This is a genomic window from Francisella opportunistica, from assembly GCF_003347135.1.
GTDB lineage: Bacteria > Pseudomonadota > Gammaproteobacteria > Francisellales > Francisellaceae > Francisella > Francisella opportunistica.
This window is the reverse complement of sequence record NZ_CP022377.1, coordinates 1,040,362-1,061,581: the sequence shown is the minus strand read 5'-3', so window position 1 is coordinate 1,061,581 and position 21,220 is coordinate 1,040,362. Positions and strand designations below refer to the sequence as shown.

Genomic DNA, 21,220 nt, shown 5'->3' with positions numbered 1-21,220 from the left:
TTATTATATTCAACTATCTATAACTTTTTGTTAGTGTCTTAAATACTTCAAATTCTAAATGGCAAGTATTTATTTTGGCAAATTGCGCTGCAGTTTTTTGACATATTTCTTGAGGAATTCGTCTAATTTTTTGTCCTGTAGCTAGAGTTTTTACTTCAAGTTCAATAGCCTGTTCAAAATAGTAGTGCTTGTAAATTGCTTTTTCAATAGATTCTGCAGTTGTGATAATTCCGTGATTATCTAATATCATCATACTATTTTCTTCACCAAGACTAGCTGCAATGGCTTTACCTTCATCATCTAAAGCTAATCCAGCATAATAGTGATAGGATACATCGTCATAGAATCTTAAAGATTGTTGATTAGTAAACTGCATGCCGCACTCTAGGGATGAGAGGATTACTGCATACTTACTATGTGTATGAATAATAGCATTAACATCCTTTCTAGCCTTATATGTTTCTAAATGGATATTAGCAGCTTGTGGCATTACTTTGTAACCATTATCTGAAACTATTTCTCCATTAGGTGTTATTGTGACAATATTTTTCTTAGTAACTTTATCAAAGGTTACATTGTGTGGAGTAATAATTATGTTTCCATTTGGAAGCCTTGCTGATATATGTGTAGCGAGGAGGTCATCCCAACCATAATAATGTATTAGATGGTGACAAACTGCTAATTTTTTTCTGAGAATTTTTTCTGTAGACATAATTTAATAATTTACTTATAAATTGCATATCTTAATTTTATCACTGAGATCTAAATTTAATCTAGCTTTTAATGATTATATGACTAAAGATTATTTCCTAGATACAAAACTACTATCTTTGACATAGAACCTATATGGCATATCTTTTGCCTTTGATATACCTATTCTTTGTGTTTGTATTATATTAGTATCATCTATCAACTCACTATTATATCTAAGATGAAGAGGGCTACTTATATCAAGTAGGTCAATACCATTATCTTTTAAAGTAATATTTAACGCTTGTGTTAATTTTGCTGGACCTGAACATAAGTCTGTTAAACTTATTTTTGATCTATTAATCCGCATTTGCTCAATTCCAGCTATTGGTTCGAGTGCTCTTATAAGTACGGCCTCGCCAATACCCAAATCTGATGTCACAACATTGATACAGTAATGCATTCCGTAAGTAAAATATACATAACTAGTACCTGCTTGTGCATACATCATTGAATTCCTCATTGTTTTATTGTTATATGAGTGGCAAGCAGGATCATTATGTAGGTATGCTTCAGTTTCAACTATTTTCCCTACTAATATTATATTATTATGTTTACTTACTAAAAAATGTCCTAGTAATTTCTTTGCAACATCAATAGTTTCAAGCTCAAGGATTGCTTCTAAATTACTCATAAGTTTTAAATTAATACTCTCTATTTATTATAATTTTAACAAATCCAAAGATATTATATTGATTAAGCTGCAAGAATTATATAGTATCTACTAAGATATAACTAAGTAATCATGGTATATATGTCTAAATTATTAGTTGTCATTGATATGCAAAAAGGCTTTGACTGCACTGAAGCTAGAGCTGTAATAGCAAATCTCAATAAGTCTTATTCTTATTTTGACAACGTCAGTTTTGCGATATTCGAAAACAGAAAGAATTCACTTTTTGAAACACAACTAAAATGGGTTGATTTTCAAAATGAAGAAGATAGAAGGCTTATTGATGGTGTAGAAGTACCAGAAAATGCGTATTTTACAAAACATCATAATTATACGGTATATAATGATGAACTTAAAGCCTTAATCAGAAAGCTTAAGCCGACAGAAATTTATCTCGGTGGGCTGTTTTCAGATGTTTGTTTACTAAAGACATCTATGGATATGTTTGATGATGGAATAGTACCATATATTATCAAGGATCTAAGTGGATCGCCACATGGCATTGTCGCACAGGAAGTTGCATTTGCAGCTATGAAAGAAGGTTTAGGTGATGATCGTATTGTAATGACCAGTGATCTTAAATAATTTTATTACAAGTTTTGAGCTGTTTATTTTATTGAATAAAGTTAAATCATCAAGTAGTATCTTTCTAAGTTTTAATATCTAAACCTGAGTAAAATTATTAATGTCTAAGTTATTGATTGTTATTGATATGCAAAAAGGCTTTGAATGCCCGCAAGCAAAAAATATCGTTGAAAAGTTTAATAAAGCTAGCGAACTTTTTGATAATGTTTGTTTTGCAATGTTTGAGAACACAAAAAATTCATTATTTGAAAGACAATTAAAATGGTTTGGTTTTCAGAATGAAGCTGATAAGGCGCTAATTGATGGTATACAAGTACCACAAAAAGCAAGTTTTGTTTGGCACTCAACTTATACTGTTTATAATCAAAAGCTTAAACAACTGATACAAAAAATCCAACCAACAGAGCTATATTTATGTGGCTTATTTTCTGAGGTGTGTCTTTTAAAAACAACCATGGATATGTTTGATGACGGTATGCTTGCCTATGTTGTCAAAGATTTGAGTGCTTCACCACGTGGTGATGGTGTGAGTGATGTTGCCTTTGCAACTATGAAAATGGCTATAGGAGCTGATCGTATAATATCTACTAGAGAGATAAGCTAATGGAAAGTATATATCACTGGTTAGTATCATCATTTTATGACTACCAATCATATTTTGAGTTAGTCGCTGCTGCAACTGGCGTAGCTGGAGTGTATTTTTCGTATAAGAGAAATATTTTGGTATATATCGTCAGTTTTATATCATCAGCAATATATGTATGTTTATTGTATGATTGGGAGCTTTTTGGTGATATGTTACTGAATTTTTATTATTTAGTAGCAAATGTTATAGGCTTTTTTGCCTGGATAAAGCACTTTGAAGGCGATAGTAAGATTCATGTTTATGTAACAAAAGCAAATAAACATCAGCAAAAAATTTCTTTGTATATATTTATAATTACTTTTATTATTACACCATTTATTTACACACTGCAAAAACAAACTTCTATTATAGATTTACCTTTATATTCATTTATAGATGCATTTGTTACAGCAATATCTTTTGCTGGAGTTTATTTGCTGATAAAAAGAGCGATAGAGAGTTGGTATTTGTGGGCTATAGCAGATATTATTTCGGTACCTTTATTTATTTATAAGGGTTATAATGTCACTGCTCTGCAATATGCAATATTTTTAATATTAGTCTATCTAGGCTATAAAGAGTGGTTGCGTGATTATAATCAAAATAAACAAGCACTGAATAATAAATAATTTAGAAAAAATTAATTGTCTTAGTGTAATTTACTCGATATATGCAGTATCATTATTGTAATTAATTTCAGAATATATGAGTATGCATAACGAACCTCTAATTCCAATTTTTGTTTTTGTAATGCTAGGTATTCTGGTAGTTACAATTGTCTTGAAAAAAATAAAGCAACCATGTGTAGTTGCATATCTATTAACAGGGGTTTTACTAGGACCATATGGTTTAAAATTGATTCAAGACCAAGAAAATCTTGCGAGGTTAGGGGAAATAGGGGTTATTCTATTACTATTTTTTGCAGGGATGGAGATTTCACCACGCAAGTTTGCTGAAAACTGGAAAGTTCCAACTATTGGGACAATGCTGCAAATGCTCATAACAAGTCTAATTGTTTCTATAATTGGTGTAGCTTTAGAGTGGAGTCTTGCAAAAATATTACTTTTTGGTGCTGTTATTAGTTTGAGTAGTACTGCCGTTGTGCTTAAATTATTAAATGATAGTGGCAGTATGAAAACGCGTCTGGGACAAAATGTACTTGGAATTCTTCTAATTCAAGACTTAGCAGTAGTACCTATGCTTATCCTTGTAAGAATAATAAGTGGCGAGCAACCATCAATTAGTCAAATAATAATTCAAATTTTAGGAGGTATTTTTGTAATATCTATAGCAGCATTTATGGCAGTGAAAAAGAATATTAAAATATCTTTTATTTCCGTTTTAGGAAAAGATGAGGAAATGAGAGTTTTTGCAGCTTTAGTAATCTGTTTTGGTATGGCAGCACTTACTGAGTCATTAGAACTTTCATCAGCACTTGGCGCTTTTGTCGGTGGTATGATTGTTTCTACTCTTGAAGAGACGGAATGGGTTGGCCATAGTCTTTCAACTGTTAAGACAATATTTATGGCACTGTTTTTTATTTCTGTAGGAATGTTGATAGATCTAAAATTGTTTTGGGAGCATATTTTCTTATTTATGGCACTTTTATTAGTGATATATTTTTTAAATACAACTATTAATGCCTTGATATTTAAAGCACTTAGACAAAGAACAGAAGAGGCGTTGATTGGTGGAGCGATGTTATCGCAAATAGGAGAGTTTAGCTTTGTACTGATTTCTATGGGTTATGTTTCTGGAATTTTAAGTGCGACAATGTATCAGTATTGTATTACATTAATATCTTTATCGTTATTATTTAGTCCATTATGGATTAGTGGAGTTAATTTTTACATTAAAAAATTTATCAAGAAGAGAGCTCAGAGTTAATTTCTTTAATAAGCTCTTGGGTATAGAGTTGTTCGATTTCTTTTTTATGTTCGACATAACAATAAAAACTAGCTTGAACATTTAGAATATTTTCTTTATCAGCCAAAGTTTTTACTTCAATATACGGGGTGAAATCATGAATGCCACAATTCTTGAGTTTATTTTTACTGATAACTGAGCTTTTTGAGAAATCACTACTAAAAAAATATTTATCGGCAATAATTCTTTTAATTAGTTGCTCAAGCTTTTTAGCAATCTCGAGAGGATTTTTTTCTGCAGTAATAAGCCAAGGCACTTTATGCAAAGCAATATTTTCATCACTAGTAAAAGTCGTAATAATACTAGTAATTACTATAGCATTAGGAAATTTTAAGAGTTTTCCAGTTGGTCTTTTATCGCCATGTTCAATAGTTTCATACATTCTAAAATAAAATAGTTTTATCTCAGTAACATAACCGTGGTAATTTTGTACTTGGATATAGTCACCCTCAGAAAATAAGCTACGCCAATTGATAATAACCCAGCCAACTAGATTCATAATAGTTTCTTTATTAACTATTATAAGACCGGCGGCAACTAAACTTAGCATAGTAAGTAGATTAGCGATTCCACCAAGCCAAATTTTTATAAGAGCTAGGAAAAAAACAATTATACTTACATAAATTACGCGTGATTTTATTTTTTTGATCTGTTTAGTGGATTTTGCACGCTTTTTTAGTAAGTAAAAAGCTAAGCTAGCGACTATAGTTATCAATATTATATTGATAATAGTTGATATTATGTTGAAAAGCATTTCATTATACAAAGGCATATATTAATTTCAAAACTACTAATTACTGCTTACTATATTATAACTTAAATTGTAAACCTTAGTGATTTAATTAGTAGCAGTGATACCTGTATTTTATAAGAATTTAATTGATTGGTGCTCACGCATATCTAAAAATATTTTTCGGGCAAAAACTAGTTTTACTTGCCACATCACCATGAAGCCAGAGTGGTAAAAATGTCTTAGAGATTGCTAAAAAATCAGCACAAATATTTAATGGACAATTATGTTTTGCTATACCATTTGCAAATTTTTATAATAGTTTTGAGAATTAATAAACTAGTAATTAAGATATCAAACAACAGCTTTTTGCTCAGTTGGCTAATTTAGGCTGAAAATTTCTGTTATTTAATCGCAAATTAGGATAATTTTCTATATCCTATATAAATATCGATTAGATAATATTTTCTATATTAATACAACATGAAGACTACAAAATATAGTCTAGTCATAGGTTGGGGTATTTGGTGTATTGCTGCAATTTTTTATGGGTTAGATTATTTTCAACATACTGCACCAAGTGTTTTAGTTAAAACGATAGCGTCAAGTATGCAGGTAGGAATAGAAGATATCGCCTACGTTATGGGCATATATTTTCCTATTTATGCGGTATCGCAAATTCCAGCAGGTATTTTACTTGATAAATATGGCTCAAAAGTGATGTTATCAATATCATGCTTAGTGATGAGTTTAGGGATACTGCTATTTAGCTACGAACCAAGTCTAGCAACTATGCTTATAGGTAGAATTCTTATAGCTGTTGGATCTGCTGTAGCCTTTATTGGTACGTTAAAGGTAGCCGCGGATATTTTACCTGAAAGAGTGTTTCCAATTGCCGTTGGTCTTACAAATAGTGTAGGAGTATTAGGTGGAATATTTGGTCAGTTATTTTTGAATTATCTTGTTATGCAGCATGGTTGGCAGTTAGCTTTAGCATTGATAGGATATTTTGGTATTTTTTGGAGCATTGTAATTATTGTACTGTTAAAGTCTCCGGCGACTGGTGTTAGTGATAGTAGTAATTATAAGTTTAAATATCTAAGCTTTGCTCAAAGTTTAAAATTATTATTAAATAAAAAACTTTGGCTCTTGGCTGTATACGCTGGCCTAATGGTCGGTATAGTAGTTAATTCTTTTTCTGAGTTATATGATGTGTTATTTTTAGAACAAGCTTATGGTTTGTCACAGCATCTAGCAGCTAAAGTAAGCGTTATGATGTTTATAGGTATAGCAGTTGGAGGGCCAACTCATGGTTTTATTGCTAGCTTATTTGGTGAGAAAAGGGTATGGATGCTAGTTTGTAATATAATTACAATAGTAGCATTTTCAGTAGTAATAATTTTTGCTGATATTATTTCAGCAGATAATTTATATATAATCTTTTTTGTAATTGGCTTTAGTGTATCAAGTATGCTTCTGGTATTTTCAGTGGTTGAGGAAATATTCCCCCCACAGGTTAAAGCAACTGCATTAGCTATAGTTAATATGGTCATAGGTCTTTGTGGGGCTATTTTTCAATATCTAATCAGCTATATTAGTGTATATCTAAATGATGGGCCTTTGACTGGAAAAATAAACATTGATGTTTTTGACCGAGCTTTTATATATTTGATAATACCACTTTTATTAAGCACTATTATAATTTTGGGTATTGTAGTACAAAAATATAGAACTAGGCAAATTAGTATTGATAACTTAACTAATTTATAGAATATTTACTGCATCTTACCTAAAAATATAACTTCTTTTGTTGAACGGCAGAAAGTTTCTTTAATAAAAAATACACTAATTAAGATACCTAAAGCTGTAAATCCTAGGAGGATACTTAGGCTGGTTTGATAAGCGTGGATTGTTGGTGTTTTACTTTGATTTGATACTAAGTCAAAAATGCCACTAATTATAGGTGAGCCAATACCCACCGATAACATAATCAAGAAATTATTGACTCCAAGAGCAGCAGCTCTACAACTAGATTTAGATTGCTCAGCGATTATTGCAAAACCAATGCTTTGTCCGCTAGCACCTATACCTAGACAGATAAAAGCTAAATAGAGTACACCTTGGTTGATTGGTAAAAATATTATTGTTAGTAACGATATAAAACTTAGACAAATTGCAAAAATCATCACAGGTTTTCTTCTTTTTATACGATCAGATATCGCACCTAAACTAGGGCAACCAATACCATATCCAAGCCAAGCTAGAGTTATCAAATATGAGCTAAATTTTGCATCAAAGCCATTTAACTGTAAAAAACTTTTAGTAGCATTTTCTGATAAATATTCAATTGCTAAGTAAGTTGTCGCTGAGAAAGTTGCAATTAACCAAATTTGTTTGTTAGCGAATATACTTCTCATTTCAGTTAATAGTGACTTTGGTGTTTGTAAAATGATAAATTTGGTTTTACCAGCACCATTTGACTGATCATTATTTCTAACTATTAGTATGGTTATAGCAGCTAGAACTATACCAATAATTGCTAAGGCAACGAAGACATAGCGCCAGTCTACACCACCAGCTTGAGAGAGTGATTCTAATGGTCCTGCTGCTAACATTGGGCCTAGTACTCCGATAAACTGTGATAGTCCAATAAATAGACCTATATGCTGATGTGGCAACCAGTCATAAACAGCAATCAGCAGACATAAAAAGCCAAAAGAAGCACCAAAGCCTATCATTACTCTATAGATTAATGCAGCAGCAAAACTATTGCATAAGCCAAATAAGCCAACTCCTAAAGTACAAACTAATATCGCTAGAGTGAGAGCTTTTTTTAGCCCTAATTTATCAGTGATTATGCCAACGGGAATTTGCATAACCCCATAGGTTAGCTGATATGCTGTAGAGCTTAAAATACTAAACGTTAAGACGGTTAAATCTAGATCAGATATTATTTGGTATTCAAATGTTCCTAATATTGTTCGAAGCAGGAATTCGTACATAAAAAATGCAGCGCATGTGAACCATATAACTATCGCTAAAAAAGATAATCTATTATTCATCACTGAAGTTTTCTTTTGTTATTTCTTCCCAATCTTCTATTTTTGCTTCTGCTTTTTCATCGTCTTGGAAAGATGAAACTTTAAATACTAGGTCCCCTTCTTTAATCATCGGATAGTTATTTATACCGAGTATAATGCCATCAATCGGCGATTTTAGATAAATACTGTCATCATTGCTAAACGGGTCTATTAGTTTACCTATTTTCTGGCCTTCTTTGACTCTTGTGCCAAGTTCTATTTCTGTTCTAAGTATCCCTGGTTTATCAGAGACTGTCCATTCAGTATCTTCTGATACTAATGGTTTGACTTGTTGGAGAAACTCTTGATCTTTTAGCAGGTCTATTTTACGCATAACATTTTGTATTCCGGCAATGCCAACATTAATAGCTTCTTCATCAAATTTATTCGCCTCACCAGCTTCATAGCAGATAAAAGGAATATCTAAATCTTGGTGAATTTTACGAATACTTGATTGATTCATGTTTACTGCGGTAATTACTGGTGCTTGGAAAGCTCTAGCCATTTTTATAGATTCTTGATCTTCACCGTTGAAATATACTTGTGGGAGTATTTCGTGATTTATAGCTCCTGTTTTAATTTGGATAGAGTAGTTGGCTTTTTTTATAATTTCTTGGGTTATTCTATAAGCATAACGGTGCATATATGAACCATTCTCATCACCTGGGAAAGCTTGCTCTAAGTTAGGGTTATGCTTGATACTATGAACTAAACCAAAGACGTTTAGTACAGGGATTGCTACGATTGTACCATTTAGTTGTTTAGGGTTAGTTTTTTCTAAAAGAGAGTTGATAATTTCAATACTGTTAAATTCATCGCCATTAACCATACCAAAAATCAATATACAAGGACCTTCATTGACACCATTGAGAATTTTTATCGGTAGGTACATTGGTGCACAAGAATATTGACTTGGTAATGGCATTGCTAAGGTAGCCATTTCTCCAGGTTGAAAAGTATTGTCAAAAATTTTAAATTTCATAAGTTTTAATATTTAGATTTAAATTATCTGATTTAAAGGTAACGATAGTATAACAAAGCGAAAATATTAATTCAAAAAGCGCCACAGCCTGAGTATTGCTACATAGACCCTAAAATAATTGCCGAAATATTCTATTTAGGCTTTTTAAAAATTGAAAAAAACATTAAAATTAGTATTTTGTAGGGTGTGTGAATTTAAAGGTTTATGAAATGTCAGAAGATTTGATGATTTTTAGTGGTAATGCTTCTAAAAAGCTTGCTAGCGAAGTAGCTAAAGAGCTAGGAGCAACTCTCGGTAATGCAACAGTTGATAGGTTTAAAGATGGTGAAATACATGTTGTACTAAACGAGAATGTGCGTGGTAAAGATGTTTTTGTGATTCAATCAACTTGCCCACCAGCTGATAATCTAATGGAGCTTATTCTATTGATAGATGCGCTTAAAAGATCATCTGCTGAGAGAGTAACGGCGGTGTTACCATACTTTGGTTATGCTAGACAAGATAGAAGATCAAAATCAGCAAGAGTACCAATATCTGCTAAAGTTGTAGCAAATCTTCTTCAAGCAGTTGGCTTAGATAGGATACTATCGGTAGATATCCATGCCGAGCAAATTCAAGGATTTTTTGACATACCTTTTGATAATGCTTTTGCTACTAAAATATTTTTAGAATATGTGCGTAAAAATCCAGAAAAATATCAAAATATTAAAATAGTATCACCTGATATGGGCGGTGTTGTAAGAGCTAGATCTGTAGCTAAAAACTTAGGTGTTGAGATTGCTGTAGTTGATAAAAGAAGACCTAAGCCAAATGTTGCTGAGGTTATGAACATAATTGGTGAGGTTGATGGTAAACATTGTATACTAGTTGATGATATCATGGATACCGGTGGAACAATGTGTCAGGCAGCACAAGCATTAATGGAGAAGGGTGGAGCTGCTAAAGTATCAGCATTTTGTGTACATCCATTACTCTCTGGCGATGCAATCAAAAATATCGCAAGTTCAGCAATTGATGAGCTTATAGTTACTGATTCTATACCTCTTAAACCTCATGCTGAAGCGTGTAGCAAAATTAAGGTTATAACATTAGCACCATTACTTGCTCAAATTGTTGAAAAAACTAATGGTGAAGAATCGGTTAGTGATATTTTTCGTACTGATGGTTTAGTTGATTAATTACTTGCATTAATAAATATAATTTAATACAATACAACAGTTAATCTAGGGTCGCATAGATTAAATTTATTTGTTTAAAAATTAATAAGGAATCTAACAATGGCAAATTTTATTCTTAAAGCTGAAAAGAGAGAAGACTTAGGTACTGGTGCGAGCCGCCGTCTAAGAAGAGCTGGTAAAATTCCAGCTGTTATATATGGTGGTGACAAAGAAGCGGTATCTGTAGTACTTGATCATGATAAAGTTCTACATTCAACAGAAGATAAGGCATTCTTCTCAAGTGAAATAACTTTAGATATCGATGGTAAACAAGAGAAAGTAATCATCAAAGCTTTACAAAGACATCCATATAAAGTTAAGCTTATTCACGCTGACTTTATGAGAGTATAATTATTTTATCTTTACATTTATTTCCTATATATTTTTCTATTCGAAAAATTCTTGTGTTAAACTAGTATTTAGTTGTAGCTATACATTGATTAAATGAGCACTTATACTGTAGTTATTATTATATTTATACTTATTTGTACATCTGCTTTTTTCTCAAGCTCTGAGACGGCTATGATGGCATTGAATAAATATAAACTTAAACATTTAGCTAAAAAAAATCATCGTGCCGCAAAGAGAAGCCTATCTTTAGTACGCAATCCTGAGAGGTTGCTGGTTGCTATTCTTATTGGTAATACTTTTGCAAATATCTTTGCCGGAACTGTTATTTCATCTTATTCTGAAAATCATTTTGGTGATATTGGTCTGCTTATTGCAACTATTGTTGTAACTATTTTAGTTTTAGTTTTTGGTGAGATAATCCCTAAATCTTTTGCAGCGATTTACCCACAAAAATTGGCTTTTCCTTTTTCATTACCCTTAAAAATAATCATGTTAATCTTATACCCAGCAGTAATATTTTTAAGTATGGTTTCAAAAGTGACATTAAAACTTTTTGGTGTCAAAATAGAGGCTGTGAATAATGAGTCTTTGGATAAAGAAGAAATTCAGACAGTTGTCAATGAGTCAAATGCAAAACTTGGAGCTAAAAATAAAAATATGCTCTTGGGAGTTTTGGAGTTAGATAAAGTTTTAATTCAAGAGGTAATGACGCATTTCAATAAGGTTGAATATATTGATTTAAGCAATTCAATTGATAAAATTTTAGCCAGAATTGCAAAAATGAGATCATTAAATATTATTCTGTGTGAGAATGGTGTAAATAATATTATTGGAGTTATTAGGTTAAAAGAGATAACTAACCTATTAATCTCATTAAAAAAAGATCAGATAACCAAAGTAGCATTACGCAAAATTGCCCAAGAAGCATATTTTATCCCTGAAACTGTCTCGTTACAAACACAACTGCTAAACTTTCAACAAAAAAGTAAGCGCTTTGCAATTGTTGTCGATGAGTATGGTGATGTATGTGGTACGGTCACGATTGAAGATATTATGGAAGAGATAGTTGGTGAATTCTCTGATAGGTTTGATGTCAATAATAATATCCGTAAACTCGAAGATAATAGTTATCTAATAGGTGGTAGTGCTACCTTAAGAGAGATTAATCGTCATATTGGTATAGAATTTGAAAGTGAAGATGCTAAGACTTTATCTGGACTTATAATTGAAGAGATAGAGAATTTACCATCAGGACCTTGTTGCATCAAATATAATAATACTCTACTGGAGATAACAAATATTAGAGATAATAAAATAGCCTCAATAAAGTTGACTAATATTTAGATTATTTCTTTTGAATTGTAGAGTTTTAGAAATTATACTGAGTTAGTAGCTGAAATTCCTAGATTTAATTTAGTGTTAGTTGTGATATTAGCAGCTATTATATATGTATTTTTAGGTTTTAGTAGTTTGTTAGTTTTTGTAAAGCTATAACTATTAGTGTATAAATTATTATCTATAATCTATACATTCATTCTGTTCCAGTTAATATTTTGCATAAATGGACTTGGCTGAGTAAATCCGGTTTCTTTATAATATTGACCTTGATAAGTATAAGGGCTAGTTTCCATTTGCTCAACGCTCTGTTGAAAGTAGCTATGAATTAGGTCATCTTTATTATAATCTGGATTATAATATGTACCACTTAATTGATAGTTAGGTAGTGTAAAAGTAGTATTACAACCTATAATACAGCTAAGCACTAACCAAATAAGTCCACTATGAATTATTTTATTAGCCATATAAAAGTGAATTAGACATTAAATCTGAAGTTAACTACATCACCATCTTTCATGATATATTCTTTACCTTCAAGGCGAGCTTTACCAGCCTCTTTGGCACCTTTCTCACCATTATATTTAATATAGTCATCGTATGCGATAACTTCAGCTCTAATAAAACCACGCTCAAAGTCAGTATGAATTACCCCAGCTGCTTGTGGTGCAGTTGCTCCTACAGGAATTGTCCATGCTCTTACTTCTTTGACACCTGCTGTTAGATATGTATGTAAGTTTAGTAATGCATAACCTGCTTTGATTACTCTATCTAATCCAGTTTCTGATAGACCCATATCAGCTAAAAATTCTAGTTTTTCATCAGGTTCAAGTTGAGAAATTTCTTGTTCCATAGCAGCACAAACAGGCACAACATTTGAGTCCTCTGCTTTAGCATACTCTATAACTTTATCAAGAAGAGGATTATTTTCAAAACCATCATCAGTAACATTAGCAATATACAATACAGGTTTGCTAGTTAGTAGAGGAGTTTGCTTAAGCCACTTAGCTTCATCATCTGTTAGCTCAAATGTTCTAGCAGGTTTTTCTGATTCTAAATGCTCTTTTAGTTTAGTGTAAAAATCTGCTTTAGCTAAAGCTTCTTTATCACCAGATTTTTTCATTTTAGCGAATCTTTGAACTGCTTTATCACAAGATTCAATGTCAGCTAATATCAATTCCATATTGATAGTGTTAATATCATCAATAGGATCAACCTTTCCACTTACATGAATAATGTTATCATCTTCAAAACATCTGACGACATGAGCTATAGCGTCTGTCTCACGGATATTTGCAAGGAACTTGTTACCTAAGCCTTCGCCTTTACTAGCTCCAGCTACAAGTCCAGCAATATCTACAAACTCCATCGTTGTTGGTATTATTCTTTCTGGCTTAACAATTTTTGCTAATTCGTTAAGTCTTTGATCTGGTACAGAAACAATACCAACATTTGGATCAATTGTACAAAAAGGGTAGTTTTCTGCATCGATTCCTGCTTCTGTAAGAGCATTAAAAAGAGTCGATTTACCAACATTTGGCAAACCTACGATACCACATTTAAATCCCATTATTTTATTCCTTATATATTATTGTGTATGTAGCTTCTGCATTACAGGCTCTAATTTGTAGTTTATTATATCATCTAAAAAACAGATACCATTATCAATAGCATCATCTATATCTTTTTTCTGAACTATAGATGGGTTTGATAATACATAGTTAGCTACTTTTGATTTATGTCCTGGGTGACCAATACCAATTCTAAGGCGTAGATAGTCATTAGTACCTAAGTGTTGGTTAATACTTCTAAGTCCATTATGGCCACCGTGCCCCCCACCTTTTTTTAGGCGGATTTGTCCTGAGTCTATATCAAGCTCATCATGAACAACGAGTATTTCTTCTGGCTGAATTTTATAAAAACTAGCAACTTTTGTTACAGCTAAACCACTATTATTCATATATGTCGTAGGAAATACTAGTATCACATTATTATAATCAATACTAACTTTAGCTAGTTTACAATTAAGTTTAGGATTAGAGTTGAAACTTTGATTTTTATCTTGAGCTATTTTAGCAATAAACCATTCACCAACATTATGGCGTGTATCTTGATATTCTTTGCCTATATTACCTAGGCCAACAATCATTTTTATTTTAGGCATTTTTCGTAGTATTATTTAGTTGTAGTCTGTCTAGGAGTATCTTAGTTACTTCTCTGAGAATTTTACTGTTTGGCTTAGCATTTTTCTGTGACTGGGTATAAAAAATTGCCATTATAACAGCTCTATTATCATCAGGCCAAATAATAGCAACATCGTTTGTTGTACCATATTGACAAGTTCCAGTTTTATCACCAACTTCCCATTCATCAGGTACTTCAGCAGCGATACGATTGTTACCAGTACTACTAGCTATAAGCCATTTTTTAAACATTAAGCGATGTTTTTTATCAAGTAGATCATTACTAAAAGCAAGCTTATTAATATCTTTAGCCATAACTTTTGGTGTAGTTTTATTCTCGTTTGTCGTTAAGCTAACATGATTGACTTTAGGTTCTAAATTAGCAATTTTTGTCGCATGATCTTGAAGCGATAAAATAAACTTATTGAGATTTTTCAAACCACCTAGTTTTTCGATGAGAATATTTGTTGCAGTATTATCACCTTGCATAGAAGCTTTGCAAAGTTCTCTGACAGTCATTGTTTGGTTGATATGTTTTTTTGTAATAGGGGAATAGCCAACAATTTGATTTTTAGAAATTTTTACTTGTTGATTGAGTAATTTATTATCAGTCATACTTTGTTTAAGGAGTGCACCAACTACAAGAAATTTATAAGTACTACATATTGGAAAATAGAAACTAGCATTAACTGCAAAGTTACTCCCGTCATTTCTATTTATGGTATAGACACCAATTTTACCACCATATTTTTTTTCTATATTTTGAATATCATTATTAACTTGGATATCTACTTTGGTAATAGCAAAGCTCAAAGTTACAATTAATATACTAATTATTAGAGTAATTATTTTTTTCATATCTTAATTTAGAAGTTATTTGAGGTTAAAAGTAAAAACTCGTTAATTTTGTTGATATTGTCTTTTGCTGCTATAGTAGCATCTGTGAGTGGAAGTTTGTTACCACCTGAGATTTTTAAAGCTCCTTGAGGTGTTTTATAAACAATCGTAGGGAACCCTTCAATATCACTTGATAATCGTAAGTTATTTGCAGCTTTTTCATTTTGCTGCGTCAAGTTTTGGTCATATGTTTTTGTTTTGTGATATTTAATCAACGCTTCTAGAGGGTCTTTTGAGTTAAGAATACTTCTAACAATCTCTGGACTATTGCGAAGTACACCTAAAGGAATCCAGCGTACTGCAAGTTCTCCAGAATTAATAGCTGGTTGGGTTGCATCAAATAGACGATTACAATAACTACAACTAGGGTCTATGATAGCATAGAATTTATGTGGAGCATCATTACTACCTTGTTGGATGTATGTAGCATACTTTTTGATATCTAGGTAAAGATTATTTGCTTGAGGTGAAGATGTGAAATAGTTTGCATAAATATTATTTAAACTAGTTAACTTGTTTTGACTTCTATCCCAAGCTAAAAGTTCACCATTAACAATTACACCACCATCTCCACTAGTGAAAGTTACACTATGTTTGGTAGGGTCTTTTTTGTCTTGTAGAATATATGCTTGTAGATGAATACCTGTATCAAAAGTTTTTATCACTTTATATTGTGGGAAGGCATGCTCAACAAGATATAACCCTTGTTTGTTATCTGGTGAGATTTTATTAAGGTTAGTAGTGCTAAAAATATACAGCACAACTAATAGTATAACCACAAATAAAATTAGAATAGAAAAACTTTTTTTTTGCATTAGCTATAATTAAAATTGAATTAGCATAATGTGATTATACCATATATAGATATTATCTTTAGTTAGTAGATAAAAAAATGTTGCCAAAATTATTGCAGGTCCAAAAGGTATGACATTAGTGCGCTTAGCAATAAGGTTTATAATAATAGCAATTAAAATCCCAAAAATACAACTAATAAAAATTGTATATAATAGCATTGAGTAACCAAACCAAGCTCCTACTGCTGCTAAGAGTTTAAAATCACCATGGCCAAAGCCTTCTTTACCTGTAAAAATTTTATATATCCAAAAAACTGACCATAGTGAGAGATAGCCAATTATAGCTCCCCATACAGCTTGCTCTAGAGTAGTAAAAACATTGTAATAATTAAGTATTATTCCAAGCCATAGTAATGGCAGTGTCAACGAGTCTGGGAGAATTTGATGTTTAGCATCGATAAAAAATAGCGGTATAAAAAAAATACTTAAAATTACTAGGGCTAAACTCTGAAGTGTAAAACCAAAATAATAGAAAATAGCTACGAATAAGCTAGCACTAATAAACTCTATTAGTGGGTATTCAAAAGATATTTTTTCTTTACAGAAGAAGCATCTACCTCTGAGTAAAAACCAACCAATTATCGGAATATTATGACGGTATTGTAGTTTATTATGACATTTTGGACATTTTGAGGGTGTTAATAAACTAAAATTCTGTGAAGGTTGTTGCTTATCAAGCCCAAGTATTTCTCGAGCAATAGCTTGTTCATCGGAAAATAGTTTATTAGGCACCCGATATATCAAAACATTTAAAAAGCTACCGATAGCAGCACCAAACAGAAATATAAACAAGAAAATTATATAGATATCGTAGTGCATATATTAGTTATGTTCTGGTACACATTGCTTATTTTTAGGTTTAAGTTTATTAACACCATCAATAGCAGCTATACGATAAGCCTCAGCCATAGTAGGGTAGTTAAATGTAGTGTTCAAAAAGTATCTGATGGTATTATGCTTACCAGGCATTGACTTGATAGCCTGACCAATGTGAATAATTTCAGATACCCTATGACCAAAGCAGTGGATGCCGAGAATTTCTAGAGTCTCTTTATGGAAAAGTATCTTTAGCATCCCTGTTTCACTTCCTGAAATTTGTGCACGAGCTAGATCTTTAAAATAAGCTCTACCAACTTCGTAAGGAACATTCTCAACCGTTAATTGTTCTTCAGTTTTGCCGATACAGCTGATTTCTGGGCGAGTGTAGATACCTGTTGGAATATCTTCGACTAATTTATCATTACAAGAGCCATCTATAATATGTGTAGCTGCAAATCTGCCTTGATTAAAAGCCGATGAAGCAAGTGAAGGAAAGCCAATAACATCACCAACAGCATAGATATTCTCTTGAGTAGTTTGGTAATTGTCATTAATTTTGACAAGACCTCTTTGTGGATCGTACTCAACACCAATCTTATCTAAATTAAGACCATTTGTATTGCCAGCACGCCCAAGAGCAAATAAGACATAATCTGATTCGATAATTCTACCTGAGTTAAGTGTAGTGACTACTTTATCGCTTTTTGGTTTGATGCTTTTATAAGTTTCATTGTGCATCAGGTTAATTTTCTGGTTAACCGTGAAGTGATTTGTTAATGTTTCGATAATTTCGTCATCAAGAAATGACATTAATTTGTTCCTAGTATTTATAAGATTCACTTGGATATCAAGTGTTCCAAGTATAGAGGCATATTCACAACCAATTACACCAGCACCATAAATGGTAATTGATTTGATATTTTTGTCTTTTAATTCTAGAAGTTTATCACTATCTAAAATTCTTGGATGAGTAAAGTCAATATCATTGGGCTGATATGGGCGAGAACCAGTGGAGAGAATGAACTTTTTCGCGGTAATGATTTCTGTGGAGCCATTTTTGCGTGAGATTTTTATTTTGTGCTTGTCGATAAAACTAGCAAAACCATAGAAAACGTCAATTTCATTATTAACAAAACGGTTTTTCTTAATTTCTCTTTGTTTGATAACTATTTCATAAGCAGTATCAAGCATCTCCGGGAAATCGAAGCGTTTTTTGTTATACCAAACTTCGCGTGATAGTTGTCTTAAAGCTTTACTTGGAATTGTTCCCCAGTTATTACAACCACCGCCAATAGCATCATCCTCAATTATAGCTACTTTTTGCCCGTTTCTAGTTGCTTTCATTGCAGCCCCTTCACCACCAGGGCCACTGCCTATAATAATAATATCGTAATTATATTCCATGGTTTTACTCCACACTCTATTTTCTTAAAAAATCGGCAAACATATTGTTAAAATAATAACATAGTATAAGTTTATATTGAGTAGTTTTAGTTAAACTATTCATATTTTATTAGCATTTCGGCAATTTTCTTAGTAGGTGAGACGATTTGATCAACACCAATATTGCTAGCAATATTTATGCTTTCATCTTTATCAAGCTTGACTGAAATCTTAGGTTGATTAGTATTTTGGTTACCTTGTTTAAGTACTTCTTTAATTGCTAGAAGCGTTAGGATATTATCAGAATCTTTTTCATTAAGGATAAAAATGCTTTTTGCTTTACTGATATTTGCTTTTATAAGCGCATCGTAGTCATGTGATTCTGCATCAATGAAATGTTTTCTTTGTTCTTCATCAATATTAATAAATTTTTGCTGATAATTTTTTTCGATAACAATAAGATTATCAATATGAGATTTTAGGTAGTCTTTGATTAGGCATTTAGTAATTTCGGTATAGCCACAAATTATTATATGATCCTTCATATACGAAACTCCGTTTTTTTGTTTAAATTTATCAGTAACTTTATTTATGATACTACCAGCTAATACAGTAATTATTGTTGCAAATAAACCGATACCTACAATCATAATCGATATTGTAAAGAGTTTTGCCTGTTGTGTAATAGGGTGAATATCACCGTAGCCAACGGTACTAAAAGTTACGATAGTAAAGTAAACAGCATCAGAGATATTTTTAATACCCTCAAACTCATCTCTTAAATAGTACAAACCTAGTACGCTATAGCTAATAGCTAACAAAAATGTAATAGCAACAACAAACTGGTAGAAGCTAAGGTTTTTGGTATTTTTTTTGTTAAAAGCTTTCCTAAAATAAAGCAACAAGATAATTTCTAAAGCATGGGTTAGGAAAGTTATCTTATCGGCTATGTGTTTATCCTGAATATAATCACCGACCATTGATAAACTGATAAATATAACTGCTAAAAACCAAAATGTTCTTTTTCTTTGATAAATACCTTTAGCGATGATTATCATAAAGTAGCCAAGAACCAAAGGTATTATCACCCCAAGCCCAGAGTTATATCTCATACTTATGTTATAGACATCAGAAGGTATTTCAGTATCAATGTTTATTGAAAAGATTTTATTAATAATTGGTATTGCAACAGCTAGTATTGTAATAATACCATTTAATGTCATTGTAATGGATATAAAAAGAGGAATATAGTTGGAGTATTTTTCTCTAATAGTCATTGATAAATGATATTAAGATAATTCAAAGAATGAGTAGATTATAAGGTATACGCTAAAGAAAATATAGCTATTATTTGTTTAGATATATGCAAGTTTTCTAATTTTTGGGATTATCAGATACATAATAAATGCTGCAACAGTAGCTACTAGCGTTAGGCCAGTAAACAAAGTTAAATAGCTGGGGTTTGTCTCAATAGGTGTAGCATTAATATCTGGTGATGCTACTAATATTGATAGTAAGCTGGCAATAACTCCAGAAGTGCTTCCTGTAACAACCATCCAAGATCCCATCATTAAGCCTTGAAGCTTTGGTTTAGCAAGTTTACCAACCATAGCATAGCCAGTAGGGCCTATGAGTAACTCACCTATAGATTGAAATACATAGCTTAGGATTAGCCAAATTGCAGCTGTATAGCCATAACTATTAGCACATAGTATACCAATGATGAGCGTAGCAAAACCAATTGCTATAAAAATAAGGCTAAAGCAAAATTGCATTGGAAAGGAAAAGATGAAGCGTTTGCGTATAATTAATAATATACTTGGAAGCAACATACCACCTACAGCTATAACAATTGTATTTACATTCTGAAACCATTGTGTTTGTATTGTAAAATTTAATAAGTGCTTATCTACATTTGCCTCAGCAAACACTGTTAGAGCCATTGGTGCAAGTTGATATGCTGACCAAAATACTAAGCCAAAAGTTGCTAATATTATATAAGCATAAACCTTATCCTTTTGCTCTTTGATATTTTGAGCTTTAGCAATTGGAATAAACATTAATAGGAGTAATATCCCAATAACAAGAGCAATATAGTTTGTATTAAGTGGATATTGTAGCGCAACAAACAATAATAATACTGTTATAAAAATTATCAAAAATGCGAAGAAATTATTTTTGAGTAATATGCTATTGCCCTTTTGCTGGATTTTCTTAACTAGAGGGGTAGTTCTATCAGCGACTGTCTTCCAGCTAGTTGCTAAAAGTACAAAGGCAATAATATTTGTAAGTGTTGTTATAAGAAATAGCGTATTATAACTTTGTTTACCTTGATATATCCCAGCAATTGTAAAACCGATAAAAAAGCCAATGTTCATACCAGCATAATTCCAGAAAAATGCTTTTTCTCTAATGCCATCATTGTTCTCAAACTGTTGTGTTAACATCATGTTTATACAAGGAACATTTAAACCACAACCTGTTAGAAATAGTGCTAAAGCTATATAAAGATGCGCTGTTGATGGAAATGCTAAAAATAAACACGCAAATATTTGTAAGACCATTCCTAACAAAAATAGCACTCTATAACTGATTAAGCGACCACCAATATAGCCGCCTAAGATATGTAGACCATAATTAAAAGCGACAAAAACACCCATAACAGCGCTAGCTTTAGTGACAGTAAAGCCAAGTGCTTGTGTCATAAATAATACTAAGGTTGAATATAAAACAGCGAAACTAACTGTTGAAAAAAGCTGAGTTATTAGCAAAAGTCTCGAGGCTTTTTTAAACAAAGTAATACTCATAGGCATTTTAAGTTAATCAAATA

At 31.8% G+C, this 21,220-nt stretch carries 22 protein-coding genes; 8 read left to right on the top strand and 14 right to left on the bottom strand.

The annotated features are described in order from the left end of the window. Window positions 1–13: 13 nt before the first annotated feature. Window positions 14–712 carry a class II aldolase/adducin family protein gene (locus tag CGC45_RS05270; RefSeq protein ID WP_071629290.1) on the bottom strand — a complete coding sequence of 233 codons (699 nt, stop codon included), beginning with the start codon at window positions 710–712 and terminating at the stop codon, window positions 14–16. 90 nt (window positions 713–802) lie between these two features. Continuing rightward, the gene (locus tag CGC45_RS05265; RefSeq protein WP_071629289.1) at window positions 803–1,384 is read right to left on the bottom strand and encodes a DNA-3-methyladenine glycosylase; all 582 of its coding nucleotides are present in this window, start codon (window positions 1,382–1,384) and stop codon (window positions 803–805) included. A gap of 120 nt (window positions 1,385–1,504) precedes the next feature. Between CGC45_RS05265 and CGC45_RS05260 the strand changes: the two genes are divergently transcribed. The 4 genes from CGC45_RS05260 to CGC45_RS05245 all read left to right on the top strand — a co-directional run bounded on the left by CGC45_RS05260 (window position 1,505) and on the right by CGC45_RS05245 (window position 4,520). Next, window positions 1,505–2,008 carry an isochorismatase family protein gene (locus CGC45_RS05260; protein WP_071629974.1) on the top strand — a complete coding sequence of 168 codons (504 nt, stop codon included), beginning with the start codon at window positions 1,505–1,507 and terminating at the stop codon, window positions 2,006–2,008. Between the two features lie 100 nt (window positions 2,009–2,108). Then, window positions 2,109–2,612 carry an isochorismatase family protein gene (locus CGC45_RS05255; protein WP_071629288.1) on the top strand — a complete coding sequence of 168 codons (504 nt, stop codon included), beginning with the start codon at window positions 2,109–2,111 and terminating at the stop codon, window positions 2,610–2,612. Next, the gene (pnuC, locus tag CGC45_RS05250) at window positions 2,612–3,262 is read left to right on the top strand and encodes a nicotinamide riboside transporter PnuC (RefSeq protein ID WP_071629287.1); all 651 of its coding nucleotides are present in this window, start codon (window positions 2,612–2,614) and stop codon (window positions 3,260–3,262) included. The genes CGC45_RS05255 and pnuC overlap by 1 nt, the downstream gene beginning before the upstream one ends. 82 nt (window positions 3,263–3,344) lie before the next feature. Continuing rightward, window positions 3,345–4,520 carry a cation:proton antiporter gene (locus CGC45_RS05245; RefSeq protein ID WP_071629973.1) on the top strand — a complete coding sequence of 392 codons (1,176 nt, stop codon included), beginning with the start codon at window positions 3,345–3,347 and terminating at the stop codon, window positions 4,518–4,520. Here CGC45_RS05245 and CGC45_RS05240 read toward each other — a convergent pair. Continuing rightward, window positions 4,498–5,331, bottom strand: coding sequence for a mechanosensitive ion channel domain-containing protein (locus tag CGC45_RS05240; RefSeq protein ID WP_071629286.1), 834 nt, complete (start codon window positions 5,329–5,331; stop codon window positions 4,498–4,500). The genes CGC45_RS05245 and CGC45_RS05240 overlap by 23 nt on opposite strands. A 441-nt stretch (window positions 5,332–5,772) precedes the next feature. Between CGC45_RS05240 and CGC45_RS05235 the strand changes: the two genes are divergently transcribed. Continuing rightward, window positions 5,773–7,059, top strand: a complete 1,287-nt coding sequence (locus CGC45_RS05235; RefSeq protein ID WP_071629285.1) for an MFS transporter — start codon at window positions 5,773–5,775, stop codon at window positions 7,057–7,059. A 5-nt stretch (window positions 7,060–7,064) separates the two neighbouring features. Here CGC45_RS05235 and CGC45_RS05230 read toward each other — a convergent pair whose 3' ends face one another. After that, on the bottom strand, window positions 7,065–8,351 hold the full coding sequence (locus tag CGC45_RS05230; protein ID WP_071629284.1) for an MFS transporter: 1,287 nt from the start codon (window positions 8,349–8,351) through the stop codon (window positions 7,065–7,067). Further along, window positions 8,344–9,351 (bottom strand): succinylglutamate desuccinylase/aspartoacylase family protein, encoded by a 1,008-nt coding sequence (locus tag CGC45_RS05225; RefSeq protein ID WP_071629283.1) that lies wholly within the window; start codon window positions 9,349–9,351, stop codon window positions 8,344–8,346. Before CGC45_RS05225 ends, CGC45_RS05230 begins: the two co-directional genes overlap by 8 nt. A 209-nt stretch (window positions 9,352–9,560) precedes the next feature. On the opposite strand from CGC45_RS05225, the gene CGC45_RS05220 reads away from it, so the two are divergent. From CGC45_RS05220 to CGC45_RS05210, 3 genes are all read left to right on the top strand, one after another. Continuing rightward, a complete protein-coding gene (locus CGC45_RS05220) occupies window positions 9,561–10,529 on the top strand; it encodes a ribose-phosphate pyrophosphokinase (RefSeq protein ID WP_071629282.1) in 969 nt (322 codons plus the stop codon). Window positions 10,530–10,628: 99 nt separating this feature from the next. Further along, window positions 10,629–10,919, top strand: a complete 291-nt coding sequence (gene rplY / locus CGC45_RS05215; RefSeq protein WP_071629281.1) for a 50S ribosomal protein L25 — start codon at window positions 10,629–10,631, stop codon at window positions 10,917–10,919. 93 nt (window positions 10,920–11,012) lie between these two features. Then, window positions 11,013–12,263: an HlyC/CorC family transporter gene (locus tag CGC45_RS05210; protein ID WP_071629280.1), complete on the top strand. Its 1,251-nt coding sequence runs from the start codon at window positions 11,013–11,015 to the stop codon at window positions 12,261–12,263. A gap of 179 nt (window positions 12,264–12,442) precedes the next feature. Here the strand turns inward: CGC45_RS05210 and CGC45_RS05205 are convergent, their stop codons facing one another. From CGC45_RS05205 to CGC45_RS05165, 9 genes are all read right to left on the bottom strand, one after another. Next, a complete protein-coding gene (locus tag CGC45_RS05205; protein ID WP_071629279.1) occupies window positions 12,443–12,721 on the bottom strand; it encodes a hypothetical protein in 279 nt (92 codons plus the stop codon). A gap of 11 nt (window positions 12,722–12,732) precedes the next feature. Further along, window positions 12,733–13,824 carry a redox-regulated ATPase YchF gene (gene ychF, locus CGC45_RS05200; RefSeq protein WP_071629278.1) on the bottom strand — a complete coding sequence of 364 codons (1,092 nt, stop codon included), beginning with the start codon at window positions 13,822–13,824 and terminating at the stop codon, window positions 12,733–12,735. An 18-nt stretch (window positions 13,825–13,842) separates the two neighbouring features. Beyond that, window positions 13,843–14,418 (bottom strand): aminoacyl-tRNA hydrolase, encoded by a 576-nt coding sequence (gene pth / locus CGC45_RS05195; RefSeq protein ID WP_071629277.1) that lies wholly within the window; start codon window positions 14,416–14,418, stop codon window positions 13,843–13,845. Then, window positions 14,411–15,295 carry a class A beta-lactamase gene (gene bla, locus CGC45_RS05190; RefSeq protein ID WP_071629276.1) on the bottom strand — a complete coding sequence of 295 codons (885 nt, stop codon included), beginning with the start codon at window positions 15,293–15,295 and terminating at the stop codon, window positions 14,411–14,413. The genes pth and bla overlap by 8 nt, the downstream gene beginning before the upstream one ends. Window positions 15,296–15,303: 8 nt before the next feature. Then, window positions 15,304–16,149: a DsbC family protein gene (locus tag CGC45_RS05185; RefSeq protein ID WP_071629275.1), complete on the bottom strand. Its 846-nt coding sequence runs from the start codon at window positions 16,147–16,149 to the stop codon at window positions 15,304–15,306. A 9-nt stretch (window positions 16,150–16,158) separates the two neighbouring features. Further along, complete coding sequence (locus CGC45_RS05180) at window positions 16,159–17,007, bottom strand: prepilin peptidase (protein ID WP_071629274.1); 849 nt, start codon at window positions 17,005–17,007, stop codon at window positions 16,159–16,161. A 3-nt stretch (window positions 17,008–17,010) separates the two neighbouring features. Further along, on the bottom strand, window positions 17,011–18,411 hold the full coding sequence (sthA, locus tag CGC45_RS05175) for a Si-specific NAD(P)(+) transhydrogenase (protein ID WP_071629273.1): 1,401 nt from the start codon (window positions 18,409–18,411) through the stop codon (window positions 17,011–17,013). Between the two features lie 95 nt (window positions 18,412–18,506). Further along, window positions 18,507–19,667, bottom strand: a complete 1,161-nt coding sequence (locus tag CGC45_RS05170) for an ion channel (protein ID WP_071629272.1) — start codon at window positions 19,665–19,667, stop codon at window positions 18,507–18,509. Window positions 19,668–19,745: 78 nt separating this feature from the next. Further along, window positions 19,746–21,197: a peptide MFS transporter gene (locus tag CGC45_RS05165; protein WP_071629972.1), complete on the bottom strand. Its 1,452-nt coding sequence runs from the start codon at window positions 21,195–21,197 to the stop codon at window positions 19,746–19,748. Window positions 21,198–21,220: the final 23 nt, after the last annotated feature.

Bases quoted from the DNA above. Each gene is read 5' to 3' on its own strand.
- CGC45_RS05165 (WP_071629972.1), bottom strand. From the start codon at position 21,197: ATGAGTATTACTTTGTTTAAAAAAGCCTCGAGACTTTTGCTAATAACT.
- pth (WP_071629277.1), bottom strand. From the start codon at position 14,418: ATGCCTAAAATAAAAATGATTGTTGGCCTAGGTAATATAGGCAAAGAA.
- CGC45_RS05180 (WP_071629274.1), bottom strand. From the start codon at position 17,007: ATGCACTACGATATCTATATAATTTTCTTGTTTATATTTCTGTTTGGT.
- ychF (WP_071629278.1), bottom strand. From the start codon at position 13,824: ATGGGATTTAAATGTGGTATCGTAGGTTTGCCAAATGTTGGTAAATCG.
- CGC45_RS05210 (WP_071629280.1), top strand. From the start codon at position 11,013: ATGAGCACTTATACTGTAGTTATTATTATATTTATACTTATTTGTACA.
- CGC45_RS05255 (WP_071629288.1), top strand. From the start codon at position 2,109: ATGTCTAAGTTATTGATTGTTATTGATATGCAAAAAGGCTTTGAATGC.
- pnuC (WP_071629287.1), top strand. From the start codon at position 2,612: ATGGAAAGTATATATCACTGGTTAGTATCATCATTTTATGACTACCAA.
- CGC45_RS05220 (WP_071629282.1), top strand. From the start codon at position 9,561: ATGTCAGAAGATTTGATGATTTTTAGTGGTAATGCTTCTAAAAAGCTT.
- CGC45_RS05260 (WP_071629974.1), top strand. From the start codon at position 1,505: ATGTCTAAATTATTAGTTGTCATTGATATGCAAAAAGGCTTTGACTGC.
- CGC45_RS05185 (WP_071629275.1), bottom strand. From the start codon at position 16,149: ATGCAAAAAAAAAGTTTTTCTATTCTAATTTTATTTGTGGTTATACTA.
- CGC45_RS05235 (WP_071629285.1), top strand. From the start codon at position 5,773: ATGAAGACTACAAAATATAGTCTAGTCATAGGTTGGGGTATTTGGTGT.
- sthA (WP_071629273.1), bottom strand. From the start codon at position 18,411: ATGGAATATAATTACGATATTATTATTATAGGCAGTGGCCCTGGTGGT.
- CGC45_RS05240 (WP_071629286.1), bottom strand. From the start codon at position 5,331: ATGCCTTTGTATAATGAAATGCTTTTCAACATAATATCAACTATTATC.
- CGC45_RS05170 (WP_071629272.1), bottom strand. From the start codon at position 19,667: ATGACTATTAGAGAAAAATACTCCAACTATATTCCTCTTTTTATATCC.
- bla (WP_071629276.1), bottom strand. From the start codon at position 15,295: ATGAAAAAAATAATTACTCTAATAATTAGTATATTAATTGTAACTTTG.
- CGC45_RS05230 (WP_071629284.1), bottom strand. From the start codon at position 8,351: ATGAATAATAGATTATCTTTTTTAGCGATAGTTATATGGTTCACATGC.
- CGC45_RS05225 (WP_071629283.1), bottom strand. From the start codon at position 9,351: ATGAAATTTAAAATTTTTGACAATACTTTTCAACCTGGAGAAATGGCT.
- CGC45_RS05205 (WP_071629279.1), bottom strand. From the start codon at position 12,721: ATGGCTAATAAAATAATTCATAGTGGACTTATTTGGTTAGTGCTTAGC.
- rplY (WP_071629281.1), top strand. From the start codon at position 10,629: ATGGCAAATTTTATTCTTAAAGCTGAAAAGAGAGAAGACTTAGGTACT.
- CGC45_RS05245 (WP_071629973.1), top strand. From the start codon at position 3,345: ATGCATAACGAACCTCTAATTCCAATTTTTGTTTTTGTAATGCTAGGT.
- CGC45_RS05270 (WP_071629290.1), bottom strand. From the start codon at position 712: ATGTCTACAGAAAAAATTCTCAGAAAAAAATTAGCAGTTTGTCACCAT.
- CGC45_RS05265 (WP_071629289.1), bottom strand. From the start codon at position 1,384: ATGAGTAATTTAGAAGCAATCCTTGAGCTTGAAACTATTGATGTTGCA.